Genomic DNA, 9343 nt, shown 5'->3' with positions numbered 1-9343 from the left:
CGATAAGACGTAGCTCCTAAAACTCCAGTTGCATATAAAACCTGTGTAGGTTCTACATCTGATATTCCACAATATGCAGTTTGTAAATTAGTATACTCATTACATTTTACTAATAATTCAATTGTTTGTTGTGTTAAACAAGGTGTTGTGTATTCTACTTTGACTTTATTATTAATTGAAAAATTTATTGGGTGTTCAATGAAAACTTCAATAGATGGGGTTCCTAAACCGCTGGTAATAGTCATGCCTTGAGGAAGAGTCCAAATCATATTAGCTCCTAGATTTGAAGGTATACTATAAGTAGCAGTTGTTAAAGAACACAAAACAGTAGGACCAGTAATTGATCCGGTCAAAGAAATCGAATTAACAATTATTTTAATAGTCGTGCTATAAACAGAACTGCAATTGCCGTTGGATGCAATAATTCTAAACCATGTATTTTGGTATAAGTTTCCAGAATTTAAAATCATGACTGGATTTATTGCTGATAGATTATTTTGTGCAACTGATGTACCTATATTAATAAAGTTAATTCCATCTGTAGAAGATTGCCACTGAATATTGCCAATACTTCCCTCGGCTAATGTTAAATTCACACTATTTCCTTGACATATTGTATTCTCTAATAATAATGCAGTATTTGATGAAGATAACACTGAAATTTCGGTAGCTAGTGGTAATAATATATCATTTATACTCACAATGTCTGAAGTAATATCATCACAAGATGTAGAAGAAATTACTGCTTTATACTTTGTGCCCGAGACAGGAACATTTAGAGCTGTTTTTGTAATGCTTAAAGTTGTTGTAGTTGCTCCAGAATAATTTGCAGAATCACTTACTAATGTCCAAAGTGTACTACCTACTGCTTGTTCGAACCATTGTAAAGTTATATTGTTAGAAATTGTCTCTAATTGAATTGCAGCACTTGAACCTACTTCATTACAAATAAAAGTATCAACAGGTTGCGTAGCTATTGCATTATTATAAATAGTTAAATTTAAAATATATGTTATGCAATTAGAAACGAAAGTATAACTACCAGATTCCGTATATTCTAAACCGTTTGTTGGCCAATTGTAAGTGGTACATGCCGTGGCTTCCTTAATAATTGTTGAAGGTTCAATAACCGTCAATTCAAGGATGTGTTCAATACAATTTTCAGTATAGGTATAAGTCCCTGTGGTCATATAATCAGAATTAGTCACATCCCAAATATACATACCGCATGAAGTTACTTCAGTAATCTCTGTCGTTGGTTCAATAACCGTCAATTCGAGAATGTGTACTTCGCAAGTATCAAAATTTTCAATAAAATATGTGCCTGATTCCATATAATCAGAATTACTTACATCCCAAACGTACATTCCACACGAAGTTACAACTGTGGTTTGTGTTGTTGGTTGATTTACTATAACCGTTGCACTTCCACTCAAGTCTGATGCACTCGCCGTTTCATTTGCGCTAGATAAAGTAGCAATAGTGTAAGTAGTTGTTGCCGATGGTGTCACACTTACTAGTAGTGGATTATCACTTCCTGAGAAAGTTGTACCATCTGATAATGTACCAGACCATGGGCCTTGTCCTGTTAATGTTATGCTTAATGAAGTAGTTATTCCTTCACAAATCAAAGCATCTCCGCTTAACGATCCTGTTACACAAGAATTTGCTGTTATTGTTATTTGTTCAGAGGTATTAGAACAGCCATTGCCATTGGTTGACGTTACTGTATAATCACCAGGTGTTGAAACAGTAATTGTTTGAGTTGTTTCGCCAGTTGACCATAAATAAGTGTTTGTAGTTGGGTCTATAGTTGGCGTATATGTTATACTCTGGTTGTTTATAACACTTGCGCTATTAAAAGAATATTGTAATGCGTTATCTATATTATAATTTAATCCGATAGTTGCAGATAATCCGTTGTCAATGCCAAGATTATCAAAAATCACATCTTGATAAACTAAATGAATTTCACCTGAAATTAAATCTAGTTGAATTTGAAACGTAATACTTCCAGAATTTTCAATATCAACAGGATCATCAAAAAATGGTTTTTCATCAGTCCATTGCACAATATATTTATTATTAACAATATGAGTATTGATAGACGTATTTGAACCATCAGGTATTAAATCATCCCAATATGCGCATATAGATGCTGGATTTGCAATTCCGAAAAAATCATTAGGTAATTCACCGTTATCCCAGTTTTCATCATTAAAGGGTACGTCACCAAACACTAAAAACCCATTATTGAAAATGGTTGCTTTTGTATAGTGGCTGTTATTATACATAAAATTGGGTATAGAAACAACAGTACTACTTTCATCATCTATATTCGCCAAAGAAGTTCCAATTTGACTTATATCAATAAAAGGAATATTACTATTTGAAATAACATTATAAATAAAACTATTTTCAGACGTTGCAGTTAGAACTGTAGAAGCTCCGTTACATAAGTCAGTTGAATTGCTTGTAGTTATTGTTGGAATATTAGAAGTTATAGTAATCGAATCGGAAGTGGCAGTACAACCATTGTTATTGGTTACTGCTACTGAATAATCTCCTGGTTCCGTTACACTAATTAATTGGGTTGTTTCTCCAGTTGACCATAAATAAGAATTTTGTAATGAAGGTGTATAAGTTATACTTTGGTTATCAATTAAACTTATGCTATTTGATGCGTATTCCAAGGCGTTATTAGCATCGAACATAAGTCCTATTGTTGCAGACAATCCGTTGTCAATTTCAGAATTACCAAAAATTACATCTTGATAAACCATATGAATTTCACCTGAAACTAAATCTAATTGAATTTGAAACGTAACAGTGCCATCGCTTTGATAATCCCAATGCGCTTCATTAGTCCATTGAACTATAAATTTATTATTGTCAATTATTTGGGTATTAACAGATCCATTTGGTGCAGGTATTAAATCATCCCACATGGCACATATGGCAGCGAGGCTGTTTGTGTCTAAAAACGAAGATGGTAAACTTCCATTTCCATATCCCATATCACCGAGTTCATTTCCAAAAATTAAAACACCTTTGTTATAAATTGTTGCTTCAGTATAGCTAACATTATTATATGTGAAATTGGGTATTGCAATACTGATTTTATCTCCATCGCCAATGATATTTAAGAGTGTTCCTGTGCTACTTATATCAATAAAAGCAACATTGCTATTAGAATTTACTGTGTAAAAAGAATCTGTTTGTAAAGCGGCTATTAAATTCACACTTTCTCCATCACATAAAGCAGTGGAACCAAATATGTTTATTGATGCATTGTACAATATTGAAAGTATACTAATTGGATCTGATGTTGTTGAACAACCAATGCTATTTGTTAACGTAACTGTATAATCACCTGGTGTTGAAACAATAATGGTTTGAGTTGTTTCGCCAGTTGACCATAAATAAGACATTGTAATTGGGGTATATGTAATGCTTTGGTTGTCAATAACACTTTCATTGTCAAATGAAAATTGTAATGCATTAGTAACATCAAAATTTAAACCTATAGTAGCTGATTTTCCATTGTCAAAATCCGGGTTGTCAAAAATTACATCTTGATAAACTATATGAATTTCACCTGAAATTAAATCTAGTTGAATTTGAAACGTAATACTTCCAGAATTTTCAATATCAACAGAATCATCAAAAAATGGTTTTTCATCAGTCCATTGCACAATATATTTATTATTAATAATATGAGTATTGATAGACGTATTTGAACCATCAGGTATTAAATCATCCCAATATGCGCATATAGATGCTGGATTTGCAATTCCGAAAAAATCATTAGGTAATTCACCGTTATCCCAGTTTTCATCATTAAAGGGTACGTCACCAAACACTAAAAACCCATTATTGAATATGGTTACTTTGTCATAAGTTATATTATTAAAAATAAAATCAGGCATAGAAACTACATGGCTACTCTCATCTTCAATACCTGTTAAAGAGCTTCCTGTTTGGCGGATATCAATAAAAGCGACATTACTATTAGAATTTACTGAATAAGCATTTACACCACTAATGTTACTCTCTTGAAAATGAGCAGTTAAGATGGTGCTGTTGCCTTCGCATATTATATTAGGTATTGCATCATATGTTGTAATAGTTACATCATCAATCTGTAGTCCAAGACCATCATTACCACTTGCATCAGTAGAGTTAAAATTCCATTGAATTACAATAGGGTTTCCGATATAAGGTGTTATATCAATTACTGATGACAACCAGTTTCCATCTGAATTGGTATCACTAAGCGAGGCCACTTGTATAAATTGTCCGCCGTTTACACTTATTTTAAAAGAGGCATTATCGAAGCCGCTTGGTGGTGAGCCACCTTCTCCCTGATAAGCATAACGAAAACTTAATTTTGCAGATGCGACGTTATCTGAAGGAATCGAAATTGTATTAGATGTTAAATTACCGCTGTTATCTAAGCCATTGTCAAAAGAACAAGTATTATCTACTCCGTAATAAGCCGATTTTGTTAGGTTGTTTCCTGTTACGCAACTATTAGATATGTGCCATAAACCGGAAACTGACCAATCTTGGGGTAAATTTCCAGATTCAAAATCTTCAAACATAACTATGTTTTCTAATCCCGTTATATTAACTTCTGGTAATGGGCTAACTACTACTTGAGCACTTCCACTCAAATCTGATGCACTCGCCGTTACTGCTACGTTAGATAAAGTAGCAATTGTAAAAGTAGTGGTTGCTGTAGGAGACACACTAACTAATAAAGGATTATCACTTCCTGAGAAAGCTGTGCCATCTGATAATGTGCCAGACCATGGACCTTGTCCTGTAAATGCAATACTTAATTGGGTTGATTCACCTTCACATATAATATTAGACCCACTAATAACACCAGTTGGAGGTGCTAATGTTATCGTTATGCTTTCGGTATCTACGCAACCGTCTGTATTAGTAACTGTTACGGTATAGGTTCCAGCTTCTGTAAAGCTATTTGTTGCTGTATTGGGCGAAGTTCCGCCTGTCCAGCTATAGTTGTTTCCACCAGTAGCTGTTACATTAATAGTGGTATTTGTATTGGTTAGAAGCGTAGTTCCTGAATTATTGGTAATTGTTGCCTGAGGACAAGTTTTTACCATCACTCCATAATCATCTGCTCGCTTTACTAAGCCATTCCCGCAAACCGTAGGTGGACCTGCGTATTCTGAAATAACACGCATTCTTACTAATGTGTTAAGAACTGCATTTGCAGGAGGTGTAAAATTTACCGATGGGTTACCAATAGTTGCTGCAGCAATATTATTTTGCAAAACCATTTCACCTGATTCAAATGTCCCATTATTATTCCAATCAATCCATACTTGTACATATTGACCAGCATCTGTTCTTGATTTATAAGTTAAGTTTAAATCATAAGCTATACCAGAATAAAGTACCGTGTTATTGCTACACGTAAAATCTTGCATAGCATTTGCAGGGATGAATGTTGTAGTTGTATTGTTTAATGTTTTCAATCTAACATTAGTAACACCATTACCAAAATTACCATTATTATTTGTACTACTAATAGCACAAGCACTAATAGCACCAGAAGTTACCGTTATAAATTGTTGTTCTGTTAAAGTAGCTGTTCCAAAAAGATTGGTTATAGTAAGAGTAACATTATAATTACCACTAGTATTAAATACAATAGTTGGGTTTTGTAGTGTTGAAGTTATAGGTGTGTTAACACCATTGTCAAAAGTCCAAAGGAAATTAATATTTGTATATCCTGAATTGGTATAACTATTTGGATTACAATTAGATGTGTCATTAAATCTTACAGAGGTACCTATACAAGCTACCGCCGCAGTTGATGAAAAACTAACCGATGCTATTGTTGGTGGAGTTAATGCAGGGCTAGTTAAAAAGGATGCTCTAGCACCTGTAAGTGCATTTTGAGTAACCGTTCTTTGGCCTCCGGTAAATTCTGTAGGACAACCCGAATAATCCATATAATTATGCATATGGTCTTGAACTGTTCCGGAATTTCTAATAAACCCTGTATCTGGATTTATGATTTTGTTAAAATTTGGATCACAACTATTACTTGTAGTACTATTACAAGAAAAATAAATGGAAGGACTAAAAGCGGAAGTTCTGATATGACTAGGTGTATCTGCAATACCATCATCACCACATGTAGTACCATTATTGTCGCCGTTAAATGTGTGAGGTAAGTTCAATGCATGACCCATTTCGTGTGCCCAAGTCGAATTAGTCTCATCTAGATAGGAACAAATCAAAACTACAGACCCATCATAAGCAAAACCATGAGCAGATGCATAATAGGCATAACCAGCAGTAAAAGAAACACTACTAGAACAATTTGCATTGTCAATTTCATCTACCAGCCATAGATTATAATATAAGTTGGGATTCCAGATGCTGTATTCTTTTAACGAGTTAATTCCTCCATTAGGATCATAATCATTAATACCCGAAGTGCCATTTCTATTAACACCATTATTTACATATGCAGTAACACCACTCATATTTACACGGTCAATACCATTGGTGCAATTACCATTTTCATCTTGTATGGCTAGAACAAACTCAATTTTCATATCTACACCGTCTCCATCACCAAATGTGCCATTTAATTTACGCCAATAATTATTTAAAGATGCTATACCTTTTTTCACATCGTTATCTGAAATATTAGTTCCTGAACCAACTTGTTCCCCTTTGTGCATAACGTGAACTACAACAGGAACTTTATATATACCATTGCTTAATAGCCTTTGCTGAGATGTAATATTTTTAATAGCGTCCATACTTTGCAAATGTCTAGCTCTATAAACGGAATCGGTAAGCATTTTTTGGTTATGAAAAAAGTCGGTCCCACAAAATTCTTTATTTGTATTTTGAGTTAGAGTTGGACTTATTGGATTTAAGGTTTGAGCATTACTATTTATAGAGAAAACAATTAAAAATAGTAATACAATTTGCTTTAATTTATTTAGTGATGAGTTAAAAGTTTTCATTTTTTATTGTTTTTAAGGTAAAAATTATTTGTTAAATATTTAGAATTGCTCTATTAATATTGAATTACATCAATCCACATTTTGTGAATGATATTTATTTAATACAATATCAATTTTTTTATTTACAATATAAACGACAAAAACAAGACAACAACAAGACAAAAACAAGACAAAAAAATAGCCTAATTTAAATTAGGCTATTTTTTTAAATTATAGATTATAAGTGTGTTAGTTCTATTTTTTGATTGAATTATAAAATTTTTCAAAAGACAGATTGAGGTTTTGCTCTATTTTTTCAGACAATCTTTTCTTTGATTTACGAACGGCGTCTGGAGAAATGTTTAATATAAGTGCCATTTCGTTACTATTTAAATTTAATTTATACACCGTGATAAATCGTAATTCAGAGGATGAAATTTTTGGTAGTTTATTTTTAATGTTTTGAATATAATTTGGGTACGCTTTTTCAAAAAGCAATTTAAATTCGTTCCAATCCTTTTCGGTATATAAATTAGTTTCGGATGCTAATTTTGTTATAATTGTTTCATTTTCTTTTGCATTTAAAACAGAATCGTTTAAATCTTGCTTATCTTTCTTAAGGTGATTGATAGTGAATTTTTTTAATTTACTATAAGCTGATTCTAATTCTGAGGCAATGCTTTTATTTTTATCTAATAACTCTTGTTGTTGAATTTTAAGTTTTAGTTTACTTCTGTCATATATTATATAAAATGTTACAACCAAAAGTAAAGAGAAAAGAATTAAAATGATTTGAATAATACGCTGGTTGATTATTTTATTATTTATTTGACTAACTAAAAGCTCATGCTTTTCGTTTTCAAAATTCATTTCAGCTTTGTACTTTTTCATTATACTAGTTGTATTGTCTAGGCTGTCTTTATAAGTATTTGCTAATTGTAGGTGGCGTAAAGACAATTTGTCATTTCCTTTTAATTGATGATAATTAGACAATGTTTCGTTTAAACTGAATGATAGAGTGGTTGAGTTTGTTTTTTTATTAATCTCTTCAGCAATATTTATAAAGGTTTCAGCTTGAACATTGTTTTTTTGAATAATGTAAATTTTTGCTAAGGTTATTGCAGCAAAAGCTAAATTATCAATAATCTCTTCTTCTTTTAAAATTGGAATTCCTTCTGTTAAATAATATGTTGCATTATTATTATCTCCTTTTTTAAAATATACATTACCCATATTACACAAAGAAATTCCTTTCCAAGCATTTGGATTTAATGCATACTTATTATTATTTAAAATCCATTGAAATGAACTAATAGCTTTACTATAGTCATTTAATTTTAAATAACTTAATCCTATTAAATTTACAGTTAAAATGGAATTAAAATCTTTGTTTGGAAATAAATTTTCAATTTCATTGCCAAGTTTAATCGCCTTTTCATATTCCCCAAATTGATAATATGCTAAGGCAATTGCATACTGACTATAATATCGATAAGGAAATAATTCTAATGGTATATCTTTAAAGAGTTCATAAGCTTTTAGATAATGTTTAAATTGCTCTTTATAATTGTATTTTTGGTAATCCAAAGAATTTCCAATTTGAAAGTGTAATAAGGCAACTATAGCGGGATATTTTTTCTTATCAATCGTAGAAATCAAATCCTCAATGTCTTTAATCAATTGATCGAGAACTGGTCTTTTTTCAGAACCAATTGTACGAATGTATCTGTAGCGAATTTGAGATCGTTTAAAATTCAATATTGATAACTCATTATTAGACTCTTTTGCTTGCAATTCTAGTAGTGCAAGCCTTTTGCTAGCTATATTAGTCTCTTGTAATGCTATAGTGTCAATAATCTTGTCTAAAGTTACATATTGTTGAGGGAACGGTAATGTAAAAATATTACTTTGTTGTGCCAACATAACGTTATTGAAAATGAGCAATAAACACAGTATAAAACCTTTTTTTGTATTTTCCATTGGTAGATTTTCATAGTTTTCTCTAATTGTAAAGCCTATGAAATCAAGTAAATACAAATTTTTGAACTAAATGTGAAATACTAAATAAAAACATATACGTTTTAAACTAAAGAGAAATTTAGCCAAAATAAAATTAAGACGACGCTAATATACTAAATTTTCAAATTATGCCAATTAAAAGTTAATGGATATGCAAATAAAAATTACAGTTTAAGTTAAGCGACATTTTTATAAATGTTGTTTTGATTATTAAATTCTTCGATTGTTTTGTAATTCAATGCACCATGTCGTCTTTTTTTGTTGTACCAGATTTCTATGTATTCAAAGATTTCTAGTTCCATTTGTTGTTTTGTTATGAGTTT

3 protein-coding genes are annotated in these 9343 nt (G+C 31.5%); all 3 read right to left on the bottom strand.

Features of this window, described 5'->3' with window-relative positions; all coding sequences use genetic code 11:
* Positions 1 to 7022, bottom strand: a 7022-nt coding sequence (locus tag ACTF56_RS11905) for a GEVED domain-containing protein (RefSeq protein ID WP_438967130.1), incomplete at its 3' end; no start/stop codon positions are given.
* A gap of 234 nt (positions 7023 to 7256) precedes the next feature.
* Positions 7257 to 8924, bottom strand: a complete 1668-nt coding sequence (locus tag ACTF56_RS11900) for a tetratricopeptide repeat protein (RefSeq protein ID WP_438967129.1) — start codon at positions 8922 to 8924, stop codon at positions 7257 to 7259.
* 272 nt (positions 8925 to 9196) lie between these two features.
* Positions 9197 to 9322 (bottom strand): IS3 family transposase, encoded by a 126-nt coding sequence (locus tag ACTF56_RS11895; RefSeq protein ID WP_438967134.1) that lies wholly within the window; start codon positions 9320 to 9322, stop codon positions 9197 to 9199.
* Positions 9323 to 9343: the final 21 nt, after the last annotated feature.

Source organism: Flavobacterium sp., assembly GCF_965657075.1.
Taxonomy (GTDB): domain Bacteria; phylum Bacteroidota; class Bacteroidia; order Flavobacteriales; family Flavobacteriaceae; genus Flavobacterium.
Note: the sequence above shows the minus strand (reverse complement) of the source record. Positions and strands in the feature narration are given on the sequence as shown.